Below are 18,523 nucleotides of genomic sequence, written 5' to 3' on the forward strand. Positions count from 1 at the left end.
CCAGGTTTCAACCGGCTGAGGCGGCGTATTGGATTATCGTGCGATTGACCGCCGGGGGCGGGAACAAAGCGCACGGACATTCGTTAATACAATGTCCTTAAGGGCCTAGCTCAAGAGAGTTTTCATCACATGCCAGCGCGTACGACCCAGGTGACACAGTCGCCTGTCCAGTTGATCCGTCAGGAATTCCAAGACGACGACGGTTTCTTTGTTGCAGGTGCGAGGCTGGCGAAGGAAAGCCCGGTCACATTGGAGGCCTTTTCAGGCTTACGCTATCCGGCCCGCATGGAAAGCGACAAGGCGGCGCTGCTGAAGAACTACCTCGCGATCGCGCAAGCCGCCCGGAACGAGGCCATCATCACGCCCGCGGCTGAATGGCTCCTCGACAATCACCATATTGTCGAGGAGAACTTCCGCCTTTTGCGCGGTGCGTTGGTACCAAAGTATTACCGCACCCTTCCCACTATCAGAACGCGCGACGGTGACGAAATTCCGGCCGTTCTCGCCCTTGCCTGGCGCTATGTCGGGCTATCCAATTCCGACATTACGACGCAGACGCTTACTGAGATGGTCGAGGGGTTTCAGGCCGAACGCGCGTTGACCATCGGTGAACTCTGGGCGGTTCCGGCCATGGTACGCTTCGTGCTGCTGGAGAACCTGCGGCGCGTCTCGGACCGGGTCGCCCTGTCGCGGCGTGAGCGTTACGAGGCGAACCGGCTTGCAGATCGCATCGTTCAGGCCGGACCGCAGGATCGCACATGGGAGCGGGACCAACCGATCTCGGACACATTCGCGGCGCAATTGGTCTATCGGCTGCGCGATGGTTCTCAAGCGGCGGATCGGGGTCTAGGCTGGCTGGATGCCCGCCTAGCGGCACGGGGCACCGACTCGGCCCGCATCGTCGTCGCCGAACATGGCCGCCAGTCGGCTGCGAACGTCATCGCTGGCAATGTCATTGGCAGCCTCAAGACGATCGGCGACACGAACTGGACCGAATGGTTCGAAACCGTCAGCAGCGTCGACAAGATCCTGCGACAGCGTGATGACTTCCCACGCCTCGACCGACCGACGCGCAATGACTACCGAAATACGATCGAACGCATCGCGCGCCGCGCGCCCCGGACCGAGATCGAAGTCGCCGAACTGGCGGTCACAATGGCGCAGCAGGACGGCGTCGGGCATCTGCTGGTGGGCAATCAATTGCGGACGTTCGAGCAGGCCTGCCACTATCGCCCGCGTCCGGCCGAACGCATCACGCGGCTATGGGTGAAAGCGGGTTGGATCGGCATCTCTGGCCCGGCTCTGGTCATAACATTGGCAATCGCGCTGCTGCTGAGCGCGATGCTGCCCGACGACCTGCCCACCTGGGCAAAATGGCTGATGTATATCTCGGCGCTGCTCAGCGCCTCAGAGGCGGCGATGGGGTTGGTCAACCTTGTCGGCGCGCGGCTGGTGCCGCCCCACCGCCTGCCCGCCATCGACTACAAGGATGCCATCCCTGAATCCGCACGTACCCTTGTCGTGATCCCCAGCCTGATCAGCAATTTCGATACGGTGGACGAGCTGGCAGAGATGCTTGAGCTGCACTATCTTGCCAATCCGGACGGGGCTGTCGATTTTGCCCTGCTGACCGACTGGTCAGATTCCGCAACAGAACTCTCCCCCGCGGACTCCGAGATACTGGCCCACGCCAGCAAAACGATCGAGCGACTGGCACAGAAATACCAAAGTACCGGACGCCGCTTCTACCTGCTGCATCGTGCCCGGATCTGGAACGAAACCGACGACATATGGATGGGCTGGGAGCGCAAGCGCGGCAAACTGTCCGAGTTGAACGACCTGCTGCTGGGGCGCGCCGAGACGACCTTCATGGACACCGGTGCCCGCCCTCCCGAAGGCGTGCGCTTTGTCGTCACGCTGGACAGCGACACCCGTCTGCCGCGTGGCACAGTGGCGGCGCTGGTCGGCAAGATGATGCACCCGGTGAACCGCCCCGTGAACGACCCCGCCACCGGCCTCGTCGTCTCGGGTCATGCCATTCTGCAACCGCGCATCACCCCATCGCTGACCACAGGGGCCGAGGCGTCGGCCTTTCAGCGCATCTTTTCAGCCGGTCGCGGGATGGATCCATATGTCTTTACCGTGTCCGACCTCTACCAGGATCTGCTCGACAGTGGGTCCTTTGCCGGCAAGGGCATCTACGATGTCGCCGCCTTCGAGGCCGCGATGGCGGATCACTTTCCCGAAAACGCCGTGCTCAGCCACGACCTGCTGGAGGGGACTTTGGCGCGCGCCGCACTGACCACAGATGTGCAGATGGTCGAGGATTTCCCGATCCGTTACGATATCGACGCCGCGCGTCAGCACCGCTGGGTGCGGGGCGACTGGCAATTGTTGCCATTCATCATGGACCTCAAGAACGGTATCGACGGGCTGGGCCGGATGAAGATGGTCGACAACCTGCGCCGCAGCCTGATGGCCCCCACCTGGATTCTGGCCTCGGTTCTGGGTTGGCTTGTACTGCCCTCCGATATCGTGGGTCTTTGGCAACTGGGCCTGCTGGCGACGTTGTTCTTCATGCCGATCATGAATTTTCAATCGGGACTGATGCCATCGCAAAAAGATGTCTCGGGCGCGCGTCACCTGGGAAGGGTCGCCTCGGATCTCGGTGGACATCTGCAAGAAATTGCACTTCGAATGATATTCATGCCGCATCAGGCCGCCCTGATGATGGACGCCATTCTTCGCACTCTCTGGCGGCTTTTGGTAAGCCGGCGAAACCTGCTGGAATGGCGCACCGCACGTCAGGTACAGGACAGTGGCGTGGCCAGCCAGCGCGCCTCGTGGCGACGCATGATCGCCTCGCCTGCCATCGCGATCGCTGCCATGGTTCTGACACTGCTGATCAACCCGGCCAACGTGCCGATCGCCAGCCTGTTTGCACTGCTATGGTTCTTTGCCCCCGCCGTCGCTCACTCCGTCTCCCGCTCGATGGAAACCGAGGACCGGCTGGACGTCAGCCCGCAAGACGCCGCGACCCTTCGCCGGATCGCACGCACCACCTGGCGATTTTTCGAAACGTTTGTCACCCCGGCCTCACACCACCTGCCGCCCGACAACTATCAGGATCTGCCCGAACCCAAGCTGGCAGAGCGGACCTCGCCGACCAACATCGGGCTGTACCTGTTGTCGGTATTGACGGCGCGCGACATGGGCTGGATCGGTATCCGCACGGCTGTCGCACGTATCGGCGCGACATTGGACACGCTGGAGCGGATGGAGCGTTTCAAGGGGCACTGGTACAACTGGTACGACACCCGCGATCTGGCTGTTCTGGAGCCGCGCTATATTTCCTCGGTCGACAGCGGAAACCTTGCCGGGCATCTCATCGCGCTATCCTCGGCGCTGCGGGAATGGGCCGCGAACCCCGCCGTATTGCAGTACGGCTCACTTGAGGGGATCGGCGATACATTGGCAGTTCTCAAATACGCCCTGAACGACATGCCGAATGACCGACGCACCCTGCGCCCTCTGCGCCGACGACTGGAAAAGCTGATCGAAGGGTTCACGCAAAGTCACCGCACCTACATTGCCGAACCGCATCTGGCACCGATCCGCGCACTGAACCTTGTCGTGATCGCGGCGGACATCACCCGCCTTGCCACCGATCTGGATGCAGAGGCGGCCCGGCCCGAATCCGGCGAACTGGTCTGGTGGGCCAAGGCCTTGCAGACAAACTGCGAAGAGGTCGTTGGCGACGTCGACAGCACCCGCGAAGGCCTTGCAGCCTTTGCGCAGCGCATGTCGTCTCTTGCCGAACGCGCGCGGCGCCTGGCGTTCGAAATGGACTTCACCCTGCTCATGAATCCCGAAAAGCGGTTGCTGACCGTCGGCTATCGGCCAGAGAGCCAGGAAATGGACCGCTCGTGTTATGACCTTCTGGCATCTGAGGCGCGTCTTGCCAGCCTCTTTGCCATCGCCAAGGGCGACCTGCCCACAGAACACTGGTTGCGTCTTGGCCGCCCGGTGACGGCCATCGGGATGCAAGCAGCGCTGCTGTCCTGGTCCGGCTCGATGTTCGAATACCTGATGCCGCCCCTGGTGATGCACGAACGCACCGGCGGCATCCTGAACGCCTCCAACGCGCTGGCTGTCAAGCGCCAGATCCGCGACGGCAAGCGCCTCGGCCTGCCATGGGGCGTGTCGGAAAGTGCGTTCAGTGCGCGTGATCGCGACATGAATTACCAATACCACGCTTTTGGCTCGCCCGACCTGGCACTGAAGCGTATTCCTCTGAACGAACATGTCGTCGCCCCCTACGCGACCCTGCTGGCGGCGCAGATTGTACCAGCCAAGGCGGTCGCGAACCTGAGGCACCTCGATACCCTTGGCGCGTTCGGTCCCTACGGCTATTTCGACGCCATTGATTTCACGGCTTCACGCATGCCTGAGGGGCAGAGCCATGTCGTGGTGCGCAATGTTATGGCGCACCATCACGGCATGTCTATGGTCGCCATCGCCAATGCGGTGATGGACGGTATCCACCGCGAACGCTTTCACTCGGACGAGGTGATCCGCGCCGCGGAATTGCTGCTCCAGGAAAAGGCCCCCCGCGAAGTTGTCCCGCTGACCCGCGCCGACAACTTCGACCAACGCGATCCAATCGACCGCGCCGATGACCCTCGCCTTGCGATCTCGACCGACCCGGCCGCGGATCGTCGGATCGTGGCGCTGCTGTCGAATGGCCGAATGACGGCGCAACTCGCCTCGACCGGGGCCGGGCCACTGCACTACGACGGCCTTGCCGTCACGCGTTGGCGCCCCGACCCGACACTCGACACCGGTGGCATCTTCCTGTTTCTGCGCGACGTGGCCAGCGGCCAGTGGTGGTCTGCCACCACCAGCCCGCGCCGCGCCGGGGCCGAACGGGCCCGCGCCGTCTTTTCCGATCACAAGGCCGAGTTCCACAAGACGACCGAGGGGCTGGAGACGCTGATGGAAGTCATCGTCGCCTCTGAAGCCTCCGCCGAGGGCCGCCGCCTGACACTCAAGAACACCGGTACCGGCCCGCGCACGATCGAGGTCACCAGCTACGGCGAAATCGTGCTCGACCGCGAGGACGCCGACCTCGCGCATCCTGCATTCTCCAAGATGTTCGTGCGCACCGCCATCCGCGACGGCGGGCGCACCATCACCGCATTTCGCAATCCCCGTGCGCCGGGCCAGCGCGTTCTGCACATGGCCCACCTGATCGCGGGGACCGCCGATCGACGCCCGGCCGAGGCCGAGACCGACCGGCGTGCTTTCATCGGGCGGGGCCGTGACCTCGGCACCGCCACCGCCTTCGACAAGGGAGAACGGCTCTCTGGCTCCGAAGGCTTCACACTGGACCCGATCTTTGCGATCCGCCATCGCGTGACGATCCCGGCGGGCAAGGAAGTCTCGGTCACCTTCTGGACGCTCGTCGCCGACGACCCCGAACAGATGGAACAAAGCATCCGCCATTTCCGTCATGACGCCGCATTCGATCACGAAGCCCGCATGGCCTGGACGATGAGTCAGGTTCAGCTGCGCCATGCCGGTGTCGCGCTTGAGGAGGCGGCGCTGTTTCGCAATGTCGCTGCCGCGCTGATCTGGCCGGATGCCCGACTTGCGGTGCAGGATGAAAGCCTGCGGGCTGCACTCGGCCCGCAAAATGCGCTTTGGCCGATGGGGATTTCAGGCGACAGGCCAATTCTGCTGCTGCGCACGGATGACGAGGCCGACCTGCCGATCGTGCGCACCGCCGTGCGCATGGCCGACTACTTCCGCCTGCACGGGCTCCAGGCCGATCTGGTCATCCTGAACGAACGCCAGTCATCCTATGTTCAGGACCTGCAAACCTCGATCCAGACGATCTGCGATCTGGCCGCGCGTGCCGGGCATGTAGATGCCGAACACCGCTCGGTCTTTGCAGTGCGCCGCGACCAGATGTCGGAGGAGAGTTTTCACACCCTGCTGGCCGCCGCGCGCATCGTGCTTCACACCCGCAATGGACGGATCAGCGAACAGCTGGCCAGGATCGAACGCGCCCACCCCGAAGCTGACGGCCCCGCACTGCGCGCCCTGCCCGCTCCGACACGGAAATCTGCACGCAGCGTGCGGGCTTTTCCTGTCGAAACCTTCGCCTTCTGGAACGGCTACGGCGGATTTTCCGACGACGGCAAGGAATATGTCGTGCGGATGCGCGCGGGCGAGCGCACGCCCCAGCCCTGGATCAACGTCATCGCCCGCGAAGACTTCGGCTTTCACGTCTCTGCCGCCGGGGCCGCCTTTACGTGGTCTGTCAACTCGCGCGATTACCAGCTGACACCCTGGTCCAACGACCCGGTGATCAACCAGCCAGGCGAAGCAATCCTGATCCGCAACTCCGCGACAGGCCAGGTCATCTCGCCCTTCGCGGCGCTGTCGGATGATCCGATGGCATTGCATGAGGCGCGCCATGGTCTTGGCAAATCCGTGTTCCGGGTCTGGACCGACTGGGCCGAGGTCGAGGCAGTGATGACCCTTGCCGCCGACGCCCCCGCCCGCCTGACAGGCGTCACCGTGCGCAATCGCGGCACCGCACCGCTCAAGGTCGAGGCCATTGCCTACGCCGAACTGGTGCTTGGCAACAACCGGGGGCGCACGGCAAGCATGATCCGCGCCGCCCACGACCCGCAGCTTCAGGCAGTTGTGGCGCGCAACCCTTTCGCGACCGAGATCAGCGGGCGCGTCACAGCCCTTGCCGCCGATCGCCCGCTGATCGCGACCTGCGTGTCGCGCCAGGCGTTTCTGGGGCGCAATGGTCGGATGGCTCACCCCGACGCCCTGGCCCACTGGCCCGAGGTCGGCGAGGCTGACGGCGACCCCTGCCTCGCCGCCAAGGTCGCCATGACCATCGCATCCGGCAACGCCGAAACGGTGACCTTCGTGCTGGCCGACAGTGATCAGGCCGGTCTTTCCGATGTCCTGACCCGGGCCCGGGGGCCGGGCGCGCTGACCCGCGCGCTTGTCGCTGCCGAGGCTGAGTGGTCCGATTTCCTTGGTCATCTCCAGATTACCACGCCTGATCCCAAGTTTGACCTGATGGTGAATACCTGGCTGCCTTACCAGTCGCTGTCCTGCCGGATCCGGGGCCGCTCGGCCTTCTATCAGGCGTCGGGGGCCTTCGGGTTCCGCGACCAGCTACAGGATACCTCCGCCTGGATCCTGCAGGATCCCAGCCTTGCGCGCGCGCAAATCCTGAACGCCGCCTCGCGTCAGTTTCCCGAAGGCGACGTGCAGCACTGGTGGCTGCCCCGCACCGGCGCGGGGGTGCGCACCACCATATCCGATGATGTCGTCTGGCTGGCCCATATCACAGCGCGCTATGTCGACCTGACGGCAGACACTGCCATCCTCGACGAACCATTGCCCTTTCTCTCCGGGCCGCAATTGGATCCCGGACAGCATGACGCCTTTTTCGTCCCCGACAGCGATGGCGACACCGCACCGCTTTATGAGCACTGCGCACAGGCGCTCGACCTTGCCATCGCGCGAACCGGGACCAATGGCCTGCCGCTGATGCTGGGCGGCGACTGGAACGACGGTATGAACCGTGTCGGCGAGCAGGGTCGCGGCGAGAGCGTCTGGCTGGGCTGGTTCCTGCTGAACACGCTCGACGCTTTCACGCCCGTCGCAAAGGAACGTGGCGACGCAGCCCGCGCCGAGGCATGGACAAGCCACCGCGCCAGCCTTCTGGCCGCGCTTGAGAGCAACGGATGGGACGGTGCGTGGTACAGGCGCGGCTTTTTCGACGACGGCACGCCTCTCGGCTCACATGAAAACCCGGAATGCCGCATCGATTCCATCGCACAGTCCTGGGCCAACATCTCGGGTGCAGGTGATCCAGATCGTGCCCGACAGGCACTGGACGCGGTTTTGGAGCATCTGGCCGACGGTCAGGACAACGTCCTTCGCCTCTTCACCCCACCGTTCCAGAACACTGATCAGGAACCCGGCTACATCAAGGGGTATCCACCTGGGGTGCGCGAAAACGGCGGCCAGTACACGCATGCCGCAACCTGGGTCGTGCATGCCCTTGGCCGGGCCGGACGTGGCACCGAGGCCCTGGCAATGTTCGACCTGATCAATCCGATCAGCCATTCCGAAACCCGTGAGGGCGCCGATCTTTACCGCGTAGAACCCTATGTCGTGGCCGCCGACATCTACGGTGCCGACGACAAGATCGGGCGCGGAGGCTGGACGTGGTACACCGGTTCGGCAGGCTGGCTTTACCGCGCGGCAGTCGAGGGAATCCTTGGTGTGCAACTTGAGGGTGGCACGCGCCTGCGCATCGATCCGTCGTTACCCGACGACTGGCCCGGCTTCACCGTGTCGCTCAGGCGAGATGGGGCCGAGCATGTGTTGGAGGTGCAGCGCGGATCCGACGGTTTGCTGGTGACTTTCGATGGAAACGTGATCGAAGGCGGTGTCGTCGATTTGGAGACGGCGGCAAAAACCTGACGCCTTCACTCAGGCTGAGCCGAAGGTGAGTTGGGCGCGCCTTCAGGCTGAGGCCGTTGCCGATCCGGCTTTGCAGCAGCGCCGGACCGCAGCCATTGGCAAAGCGGCCGCATCCAAAGTTACCCGCAACCATTCTGTCACTCCTGATCCAAACTCACAAAATGGGAGGTACTTATGTTTTTTTCAGAGGGTGGTTCTTACTTGGAAATATACCGCGCAGGATGGTGATGGCGCGGACAGGAGGCACTTCGAAAAGGCGAATTGAATGCCTTGTGAAAAACTGACCATCTCGCTGTGATGGTCGATCAAAAGCTGCACCTCGAGGATGCCGAGACGTTTCGCGCGATTGCGGCAGTTTCGGTTGGGTCGACCCGTCCTAAGGATGGATGCCTTTATTGCGCGTTCGCGGCGGACGTGCAGCATCCTGGTCTGTTCCGAGGCGCAGAAGGCTGGAGCGACCTAAGTGCTCATGAATCCCATCTCGCCCGCCCGGATTTTGCCGAAAGCCCGCGTCAGGCCTCAGAACTGCGCGCTGCCACAGACAGATCCATCAGCGCCGCAGGTGGTCGGGCGGGCTTGAACGATGTGGCGGCTTTTACCCTCGCCATTGCGCTCCAGCGCGCCTTCGTTGAATGCCGGTCCTTGCCGGACAGAGGCTTATGCCGTCGGGACGGTCCCTCCATCGATGACATATTCAGTGCCGGTGATGGTCGCTGCGCGGTCAGAGCACAAGAAGGCGATCAGATTGGCAATCTCGGCAGGTTTCGACGGGCGACCGATCGGTATACCCCCGAGGCTGTCCATGATGATGCGCCGCCCGCCGGCAAGATCGGTGCCCGCCTCGGAGGCCACCCGCTCTGCCAGGCGGACCGACGCCTCGGTCTCGATCCAGCCGGGCGCGACGCGCACCACCCGGACTCCCTTGGGCGAGACCTCCTTGGACAGACTCTTGCTGTAGACCGACAACGCGGCCTTGGCAGCGGCGTAGGCTGTGGTCGCCTCAGGCAGCGGCAGCACCCGCTGGATGGAGGTGACATGGACCACGACACCAGTGCCCCGTGCGATCATGCCTGGCACCAGCGCACGATCAAGGCGCAGGGCGGGTTGCAGGTTCAGCGCCAGTTCTGCCTGCCACTCTGACTCGCCAAGGGCCGTAAAGCCATCGCCGGGCGCGGAGGATCCGCCCAGCATGTGGACGATGATGTCGACGCCGCCCATTCGGCTTTGCACGGCCTCTGCCAGGAGGTCGCATCCCTCCGGCGTGCTCAGGTCCGCGGCCAGGAACAGATCGTCCGGCAGGTGGCCCGGCGGCTTGCGCGCAGTGGTCATGACCTGCGCCCCCAATTCCCGGAACAGCGCCACGGTGGCTGCGCCCGCGCCCTGTGTCCCGCCCGTGATCAGAGCTCGCTTGCCTGCCAAGCTCAGGAAGTCCGCCATCATCCGATCTCCAGGTCGGAGATGCGGTCACCGCTCAGCCCGAACCTGAAGGTCAGGACCGCAGGGCTGCCGGGAAAGTCGCCGGTGACGGTTGCCTTGACCATGGTTTTGCCATCCGCCTCGGTCATGGCGATCGGCTCTGCATGGTGGCGATACTTGGCATTGGCAGCGAGCCACCAGTCGCGGATCGCCTGCTGGCCACGATGGGTCTGCCCTTCATCCTGGACGATTGCGTCCGGGCCGAATGCGGCGGCCAGGGCATTACCATCCTGCGGCGCTCGGGCGGTGAAATATGTGTGGATAGGAGGGGGAAGGTGCATGGGGGCGTCCTTGCTGTTCATGTTCAGCAGCAACATAACGCTAGACGTTCATGCCGATAATCGGGATAAATCGGCATCTGTCGCTGACAATATCGGGATGATCATGGAGAGTCGATTGAAGGGGTTGGAGGCCGTCCTGGCTGTCGCGCGACGCGGGTCGTTCCGGGCTGCGGCGCTTGACCTTGGCATATCGACAACTGCGCTATCGCATACCATCGGGCGGCTGGAGGCGACCCTCGGTGTCCGGCTGTTCAACCGCACCACCCGAAGCGTCGCGTTGAGCGATGCCGGGCACAGGTTCGTCGAACGTATCGGCCCCGCGGTCGCCGAGATCCGCCTCGCGATGGAGACCGCGCACTCTCTTGGCCGGACGCCCTCCGGCCTGCTGCGGATCAACGCCTCGGTCCAGGCAGGTCGCGAGATCGCACCGCTGGTTCTGGCGTTCCTGCGTCGCTATCCCGAGATGCAGGTCGATCTGGTCACCGAGGGACGGCTGATTGACATCGTGGCAGAGGGCTTTGACCTTGGCCTCCGCCCCGCTGATCTGGTGCCGCGCGACATGATCGCGCTCCCCTTGGGGACGCCGCAACGTTTTGCCGTCGTGGCCTCCCCCGCGTGGATCACGGCCAACCGGGTACCGCTGAGCCCGGTGGATCTGCCCCTGCACGATTGCATCCGCGTGCGCTTGCCCGACGGTACCCTGTTGCGCTGGCAGTTCGAGCGCCACGGCGAGACATTCCAAGTCGAGACCAAGGGGCGCCTTACCTTGGACGAGGCCGCGATTGCGCGAACCGCGGTGCTGAACGATGCAGGCATTGGCTTCTTCTTCGAACAGGATGTTGCCGAGGATATCGCTGCGGGCCGAATGGTGCGCCTGCTTGAGGATTGGACCCCGCCACGTCTCGGCTTTTGCCTGTATTATCCTGGCAGGCGACACCATTCAGCAGGCTTCAAGGCTTTCCTTGCGATGGTTCGCGAGGCAGCAAAACGGCACGCCAAAGACAACTGACTGCAATGGCGCGCCATGCCGAGTTTTCCGGCCGGGCAACAGCTACAGCGAAAGCTTGCAAAGTCCGGCCGGGCAGACAGGCGGCCTGAGACAATGCAGCCGTTTCCAACCTGCGCTTTCCTCAGAGGCTGCCTTTCGCCTCAGACGGAACGGCGGCCGCGGTAGGCGACGAAAGCCACCGTCAGCGCCACGGCCAGCACCACCAACGGCGCGACGGCATGGCTGAACTCGCCATGCAACAGGACCGTGCCCGCGGCTCCGACCATCACCAGGCTGGCGAGGCCTGCGCCCCACAGCCGCGTCGGGCGCCACGCGATCAGCGCCGCCGCAGTCAGTTCCAGCACGCCAGTGACATAGTGGAACCAGCCCGGATAGCCCCACCTCGCGTAATCGGCGAGGATGGTTTCGGAGGCGAAGATATTGCCGATCCCGCCCACGACAAAGAACGCGGCCAGCAGCCAGGCGAGGAGGGATTTCCAGGGTAGATTACGCATCTTGTGTATTGTCTCCGGGCAAAGCGCCGTGAAGGAAGGTTGAAACCGCCACGCGCACATGATGCGCGCGGTCGGCAGGAGAAAGCGGTGCATTGTGCCCGGTCAGCGCGCGCAGTTGCGGGCCAGCCGTCAGCAGCAATACGAACTGTTCCGCGAAGATTTCCGGCGACAAGCCGTGGCGCAACCCGGGCCGCCCGCGCAGCCATTCGCCGAGGATTGCGGTGCCCGCCTCATGTCCCGACCGCAGGATCGCCTGCGACAGGTCGGGAAACCGCTGGCCCTCTGCGATCATCAGGCGGTGCAGGGCCAGCGTGCGCGGCTGCAAAACGATCTCCAGCACCCTTTCGCCGAACATCGTGAGGGCCGGGCCGATCCCGCCCACGCCAATATCCAGGTTCCGCAAGGGCTGGGCTTGCTCATCGCACAGCCGCGTGACGACTTCGATAAACAGCCCCTGCTTTCCACCGAAACGACCATAGACATTGCGCCGTGAGCCACCGACCCGGCCGATGAGTTCGTCGATCGACACACCTTCGTAACCGCGTTCGAGGAACAGTTCCGCCGCCGTATCCGTCAGTGCCTGAATGCGTGCCGCGCCCTGTGCGGTCCGGTGGGTATCGGGTTGCATGCCTTGCCTGTCTGGAAGAATCAGATGGTACCATACCGTACCATACGATTTCGGCAACCTGCACCGACCCATGCGGCAGACAGGCGTCTCATTTCGAACGTCTCGATGGCGACTAGGATTGTACCGTGCTTCGTCTGCGCGAGAGCATTGAAAACTCCCGCGCGAAAGCGAACGGTCAGACCGAGCGGCTGTATCCAAGCGATACCTTCGGCCAGCCTCGCGAACCTTCCAGCTGTCAGCCTGAATGTCCTGGATAGGTGTCGACCGGGCGCGCCGGGGCACAGCACCGGGCCAAGCACTCAGAGGCGCTTGTGTTGCGACCGCAGCAAACGGAGCCCCGCCCGGAGCAACTGGTCCCCTGGCGTCAACAACCGGAACACCCCGCCCTTTCACGACCTTGGACTGCTATGTGACGGACGTGCACCACCCCCGCATCAACCTCGCTGCCCCCCCCTCGCCCCGCAACCGTGTCGCTTCGCGCAAGGCGCGGGTACAGACCCAACCCCTTGTCGTGTCTCTCTGGCGCAGCACATAAAGATTCATTGACGAGCAAGGAGCGAACCCGATCGGCATGGCGCAAACGTGGATAGACAAGATACGGGACATTTATGAGGGAGAGAGCGACGCAGCGTCGCGGTTTCGCTATGGGCTTTTGTACTTCGACATAGGGACCATCCTCTATGTCGTGGCGACGTCATTTGCATCCGATGACCGAACAGTTCCGGTCGTGGATGTCGTGATCGGCCTCATCATCCTCATGGATTTCTGCGCGCGGTTCGCGATCAGCAAACGCAAGGTCAGATTCCTGGTGAACCCCATCTCGCTGGCTGACCTGCTGTCCATCGGGTCGTTTCTGATCGCCATTGCAGGCGGCAGCGCAGGATTCCTGCGTGTCCTGCGCACACTTAGGCTGCTACATACATACCAGCTGCTTGACAGGCTCAGATCGGACGTGCCCTTTTTCCGCGAGAAAGAGGAGCTTCTGATCGCATCCATCAACCTCGCGGTATTCCTTTTCGTCATGACCGGTCTCATCTACGGAACGCAGCATCAGACAAATCCTGATATCGGCAACTACGTGGATGCCCTCTATTTCACCGTCAGTACGCTTACGACCACGGGTTACGGGGATGTCATTCTAGAGGGTACGTTCGGTCGCTTGATATCGGTCGGGGTGATGATCATCGGGGTCACGCTCTTCCTGCGTCTGGCTCAGGTGATCTTCCGACCTCGGAAGGTCCGTCAGCCTTGCCGCGTGTGCGGTCTGACGCATCATGATGTGGATGCAGTGCATTGCAAGCATTGTGGCGCGACGATCAACATAGCCACGGATGGCGTCTACTGATCTGCTTCGCGTTTTGAAAGGTTCTCGAGGGCCCGGGTCGGCGTACCGCCCGGTCCGCAAGGCTGCCCTTCTGCAATGTCGCAATGATCAGGCGACGGCAAAGGTCAGCGGTTGCGCCCCGCATCCGAGCGTGACACGTCACTTGGATGCGGGGGAAGGTTCAGTTTGCAACGCTCACTCCCTGCCCTGCGCGTTGCGATCTGCCCCGTCAATTCCCACGATCAGCGGCCGACGCAGAAGGTGCAGCCAGAGGACAGGCCAGGCGACGTCGCACTTGTCGCGGCACCCCATCAAAGCCTCGCCGCCTTTGCTTACGGCAAAGCTCTCGACGTATCGCTGGAATATTCCCGACTGCGGAAGCAGAACCCGGGCCGCCTATGCCGTCTCGGCGTAACCCCCGTTGTAGGCTTCGCTCTTCCTGCGAACCTGGGAATGCTCCACGACCCGTTCCCGAGCGATCCCGCGAAACTCTTCGATCGACGAATGTCCCTTGCGCTGCAAGTAGTCGTCAAGATCACCCGTAAGCTCCTGGATCAGGTTGACGCCGATGCCACCACTGCCCTTTTCCTCCATTGCGGCGGTGCACACCTGAAGATTGCCGGCCCCATGGGCGATGAAATTGAAGGCCTCGCGAAAGCCCTTGATCCCGCCGATGCCCGAAATCGACTTGTCCGGGAAGGCGCGTGAAATATCCGACACCCGTTGCAGTGCCTGGTGCAGGATGGCCAGCCCTCCCAGCCCGCCGGAGGTGACAAGCCCGTCCACCTCGACCTCGAACTTCAGCGTTTCCGGATCGATCAGGGGGAGCGAGGGAAAGGTATTGCACAGTGAGATCGACGCGGCGCCCGCGTCATAGGCTGCCCTCGCCCCGTCAACCAGCGAAGACGACGATGGCGTCAGCTTGACCCAGATCGGCACGCTGACCGCCTCGGTGACGGCCTTGAGGATCGAGCGGATGATGATCTCGTCATTGGCGATATGCGCGCCCATGTCCTTGCGGTCCATGTGGGGGCAGGACATGTTCAGCTCCAGCGCGTCGCATCCGGCATTCACGCAGGCTTTCGCGAGCTTGCGCCAATTGTCCATCTCCGCGTCGGATCCTGCGCCGGCCATGATCGACGCAATGACCATGCGATCGGGATAGGTGGTCTTGATCTCTTCCAGATCGGGAAGCCAGATATCGAGCGGCTGATCCGAGATAAGCTCCCAGTTCCAGGAGGAATGCGACACGGTGTCAGGCCGCTTGTGGCGCGAGACGTAGGGCTTGGTTTCACTGACGCGCTGAAAGATCGTCTTGGGTCCGGCGACGTTCTCAACCGGGTGCAGGCCGATGGTCTTGGTAACGACGCCACCCCAACCCGCCTCGAAGGCCTTCAGGATCTTGCGTTTGCTTTCCGTCGGTGGCGCAGAGGCCAGAACGAAAGGATTCACGAATTCAAGGCCAGTAAAGTTTGTAGCAAGCGTGATCGACATGTGGTGCACTCCCGGTTCCTGACGAACTGCACCAATTATTTTACCATCTAGTCAATAATTTTCTCGCCACGCGCGCCTCAATCGCGCCCGTTGGGGCATCGAATGTCGGATCCTGATGCAAACATGGGCAGAGTCTGACCTCGGCGCGCGATTTCAAATGCGACTGATGCAGCGCTGTTATCTAAGGGCTGCCTCGTGCGAAATTGCTGCCATGCAATCGGTGCGCGCCAAATCACGGCATTCTCCCCCCGTTTGAAAAACGCCGCTCGAGACTGCGCCTGGCAGACATCTCCCCCGCCCTACCGGACCTATTGCAACTCGCCTAGGCACCCGGAAACCGAGGCTGCGCGCCCGACGGCGTCACCTGCCCCGCAAGGTGGGCGTTGCGAATTAAACCCTCCACACGGATGTCGCTCAGCCTCGCGCTAAGTGTCGACGGTCTTTGCCCCCTTGTCGATCAGTGGTCCCTGACACCGACCGAGGCAGAGGGATCGCCTTCGCAATCTCTGCGGCGGCGCGGCGCAGATCCTCCAGATGTGCACTGGCGATATCTGCTTCGCTCTGCGCACGCGCGACCCAGGACAGGTTAACCGCGCCGATTGCCACTCCGCGACTTAGCACAGGCACTGCAATCGCTGAAACGGTTGCCTCGCGCCGCACGGCGACGAAATATCCAGGGTGCCGGATCGCATACCCACGCGTCAGTGTCTCGTCGATCAGGCGTGCGACCCTGTCGCGCTCTCCTGCCAGCCGGTCGTGCGGGCTGTTCCTGCTTGCCAAGGTCGTCAGAATTTCCGCGCGCGTCTCGGGCGCACTCCACGCCAGGATGGCTCGCCCCATTGCCGACGGCAGCACGTGAACATCATAATTCACGACCCTGTTCACCAGGAACGGGGATAGCCGGCGCGAGGTTTCCAGGATCTGGATCGATCCATCGTGATACACCCCCACGTCGGATGGCCAGAGAGCTTTCTGACACAGCCGGTCCAGCACCGGAGCCGAAACCTGGGCCAGCAAGGTATCGGCGGCGGGGGCGACCATATCCCGGGTCGCGGCGTACCAAAGGCCGTCGCCCAATCCTCGCCGTGCGTGCGCCTCCTCCTCAAGCGTCGCCAGAATGCGAAGAAGTGTCGCCTTGTCGATGCCCGTAGCACGCGCCAATTCCGCCAGGCTCAATGGTCCGGCCGCCTGCAACAGGTCCATTACCTTCAGTCCACGGCGCAAAGACTCGATGCGTTTCATGACGCCTCCCATTTCATCCAGTGAAACATCGCGCCATTTTGCTTTCAACAAAAACATTGTTGGAACAACCTCGCCAAGGAGGAGGCCCACCGGGGAGAGCGGTGCGCGTCGGGAGGACATCGATGAAACAGAGATCTTGGCCGAGCACGCTCGGGCGGGCGCTATCGGCGACAGCAGCAATCGGTGCGGTCATGCTCGCCCTGGTCGGTATCTGGGTGGCGGGTTACGGCAGTCCCAGCGAAACCCTGTTGCGGGTCGGCACCTTCACCCTGGCCGCGACGGTTCTGCTGATCGCCGCCGTCGGCAGGAACCTTGAACACAGACGCCCCTTCGCGATCCTCGCGGATGTTTTGCTATTGGCGGTGCTGGCGGTCTCGATCTGGCGTTACGCACAGATCGGCGAGGCGCTCGAGACCGGTCTCTATTTTTTCCAGCCCTCGGATATCTGGATCGGCCTCGCGGGGATCTGCGTGCTGCTGGAAATGACACGGCGGGCGTTCGGGATGCCCCTCGTGATCGTCTGCGTGCTCGCCCTCGGCTATGCCCTCTACGGCTCGGTTCTGCCCTGGATCCTGCAACACGGCGGCTATTCGTTGGAGCAGGTGATGCAGGTGGTCTGGTATTCGTTCGACGGGGTCTTCGGCGGACCGCTGTCGGTGGTCGTGACGCTGATCCTCGTGTTCATCGTCTTCGGCTCCCTACTCGAAGCGATTGGCGCCGGGCCTGTTCTGCTGCGCTTTGCCTTTGCCGCAACGGGGCGTAGCCGCGGCGGCCCCGCCCACGCCGCCATCGCCGCAAGCGGCGTGTTTGGCACCATGTCCGGATCGGTCTCGGGCAATGTGGTCGGCACCGGCGTCATGACCATTCCGATGATCATCAGTCGCGGATTTCCGGCGCGCTACGCCGGCGGGATCGAGGCCGCGGCCTCCTCCGGCGGCCAGTTCATGCCGCCCATCATGGGCGCCGTGGCCTTCATCATGTCTGACGTCACGGGCATCCCCTACATGACGATCTGCCTTGCTGCCCTGCTGCCAGCGCTGTTCTACTACGCTTCGCTGTTCGTGGCTGTGCATCTTGAGGCCGTGGCTCGCGATATTCGGCCCATTCCACGCCATGAACTGCCGGTCATCAACCGCCATGACTGGGCAATGTCGTTGTGTTTCGTCCTTCCGCTGGCGCTGATGCTGGTCGTGATGATGTCGGGCCGCACGCCAGCGATGGCGGGCTTCTGGGCCGTGCTCTGTGCCGTGGCGCTCGGCCTCATCCTGAACCCGGCGGTCCGCCGCAAACCGCAGGTGATCGTCGAGGGGCTGCGTCAAGGCGGCATCGCGGCGGCGCAGATCGTCATCGCGGTGGCTGCGATCGGCATTGTCATCGGAGTGATGAACATGACCGGCCTCGGGCTGCGCTTTGCCGGCGTGATCCGCGAAGTTGCGGGAGACTCGCTGTTCCTCAGCCTGATCATGATGATGCTTGGCTCGCTTGTGCTGGGCATGGGGATGCCGACCGTGCCCGCCTATCTGATCGTCATCCTCGTCATGGGACCGGCGATCGAGATGATGGGCGTGCCGACCGTGATCGCGCATCTGTTCGTGGTCTATTTCGGGGTGCTGAGTTCGATCACACCGCCGGTCGCGATTGCCGCCTTTGCTGCCGCGCCAATTGCCAAGGCCAACCCGGTCGCCATCGGCATCGACGCCTGCCGCATCGCACTGATCGGCTTCATCATTCCCTTCGTGATGGTCTACAACCCCTCGCTGAGCCTCGTGACAGGGTTCACATGGGGTGGGCTGATCTGGGTTTGCCTGCGGCTGTCGCTGACGATCTGGCTGTTTTCGACGGGCTTCTCTGGCTACGCCGCCGCGCGTCTCGGCGCCCCGTCGCGCGCATTGCGCTTTGCCCTCGGGATCGGGGTGCTGATCCCCTACCCGGCGGTCGAGGCCGCTGCGACGGCCCTGTCACTCTGGGTGCTCTGGATCGACTGGCGCGGCCGCGCCCGCGACGACCGGCCCATCCCCACCAAGGAACCTGCAGAGGCCCATTGATCGG

General features: G+C 63.1%; 10 protein-coding genes and 1 pseudogene. 5 read left to right on the forward strand and 6 right to left on the reverse strand.

All coding sequences use genetic code 11. From position 1 onward, the window contains the following. The first annotated feature begins 129 nt into the window (after positions 1-129). Entirely contained in the window at positions 130-8,526 is an 8,397-nt protein-coding gene (locus tag DL237_RS13305; protein WP_119399566.1) for a GH36-type glycosyl hydrolase domain-containing protein, read from the forward strand. A 297-nt stretch (positions 8,527-8,823) separates the two neighbouring features. Then, a pseudogene (locus tag DL237_RS21080) lies at positions 8,824-9,015 on the forward strand (putative quinol monooxygenase); the annotation flags it as partial. Between the two features lie 168 nt (positions 9,016-9,183). Here DL237_RS21080 and DL237_RS13310 read toward each other — a convergent pair. Further along, positions 9,184-9,963: an SDR family oxidoreductase gene (locus DL237_RS13310; RefSeq protein WP_119399646.1), complete on the reverse strand. Its 780-nt coding sequence runs from the start codon at positions 9,961-9,963 to the stop codon at positions 9,184-9,186. Beyond that, a complete protein-coding gene (locus DL237_RS13315; RefSeq protein WP_119399647.1) occupies positions 9,963-10,283 on the reverse strand; it encodes a nuclear transport factor 2 family protein in 321 nt (106 codons plus the stop codon). The genes DL237_RS13310 and DL237_RS13315 overlap by 1 nt, the downstream gene beginning before the upstream one ends. Before the next feature lie 103 nt (positions 10,284-10,386). Here DL237_RS13315 and DL237_RS13320 point away from each other — a divergent pair, with 103 nt between their 5' ends. Next, positions 10,387-11,292 (forward strand): LysR family transcriptional regulator, encoded by a 906-nt coding sequence (locus tag DL237_RS13320; protein WP_119399648.1) that lies wholly within the window; start codon positions 10,387-10,389, stop codon positions 11,290-11,292. A 140-nt stretch (positions 11,293-11,432) separates the two neighbouring features. Here DL237_RS13320 and DL237_RS13325 read toward each other — a convergent pair whose 3' ends face one another. Continuing rightward, the gene (locus DL237_RS13325) at positions 11,433-11,786 is read right to left on the reverse strand and encodes a DoxX family protein (RefSeq protein ID WP_119399567.1); all 354 of its coding nucleotides are present in this window, start codon (positions 11,784-11,786) and stop codon (positions 11,433-11,435) included. Further along, complete coding sequence (locus DL237_RS13330) at positions 11,779-12,486, reverse strand: TetR/AcrR family transcriptional regulator (protein ID WP_325048637.1); 708 nt, start codon at positions 12,484-12,486, stop codon at positions 11,779-11,781. Before DL237_RS13330 ends, DL237_RS13325 begins: the two co-directional genes overlap by 8 nt. A 499-nt stretch (positions 12,487-12,985) precedes the next feature. On the opposite strand from DL237_RS13330, the gene DL237_RS13335 reads away from it, so the two are divergent. Next, entirely contained in the window at positions 12,986-13,759 is a 774-nt protein-coding gene (locus DL237_RS13335) for a potassium channel family protein (RefSeq protein WP_199672087.1), read from the forward strand. Positions 13,760-14,134: 375 nt separating this feature from the next. Here the strand turns inward: DL237_RS13335 and DL237_RS13340 are convergent, their stop codons facing one another. Both DL237_RS13340 and DL237_RS13345 read right to left on the reverse strand, forming a co-directional pair. Continuing rightward, entirely contained in the window at positions 14,135-15,232 is a 1,098-nt protein-coding gene (locus DL237_RS13340; RefSeq protein ID WP_119399569.1) for a tRNA-dihydrouridine synthase, read from the reverse strand. A 414-nt stretch (positions 15,233-15,646) separates the two neighbouring features. Then, positions 15,647-16,594 carry a helix-turn-helix domain-containing protein gene (locus DL237_RS13345; RefSeq protein WP_119399570.1) on the reverse strand — a complete coding sequence of 316 codons (948 nt, stop codon included), beginning with the start codon at positions 16,592-16,594 and terminating at the stop codon, positions 15,647-15,649. 2 nt (positions 16,595-16,596) lie between these two features. On the opposite strand from DL237_RS13345, the gene DL237_RS13350 reads away from it, so the two are divergent. Beyond that, positions 16,597-18,519, forward strand: coding sequence for a TRAP transporter permease (locus DL237_RS13350; protein ID WP_119399571.1), 1,923 nt, complete (start codon positions 16,597-16,599; stop codon positions 18,517-18,519). Positions 18,520-18,523: the final 4 nt, after the last annotated feature.

It is taken from the genome of Pseudooceanicola sediminis (assembly GCF_003575965.1).
Classification (GTDB): Bacteria; Pseudomonadota; Alphaproteobacteria; order Rhodobacterales; family Rhodobacteraceae; genus Pseudooceanicola; species Pseudooceanicola sediminis.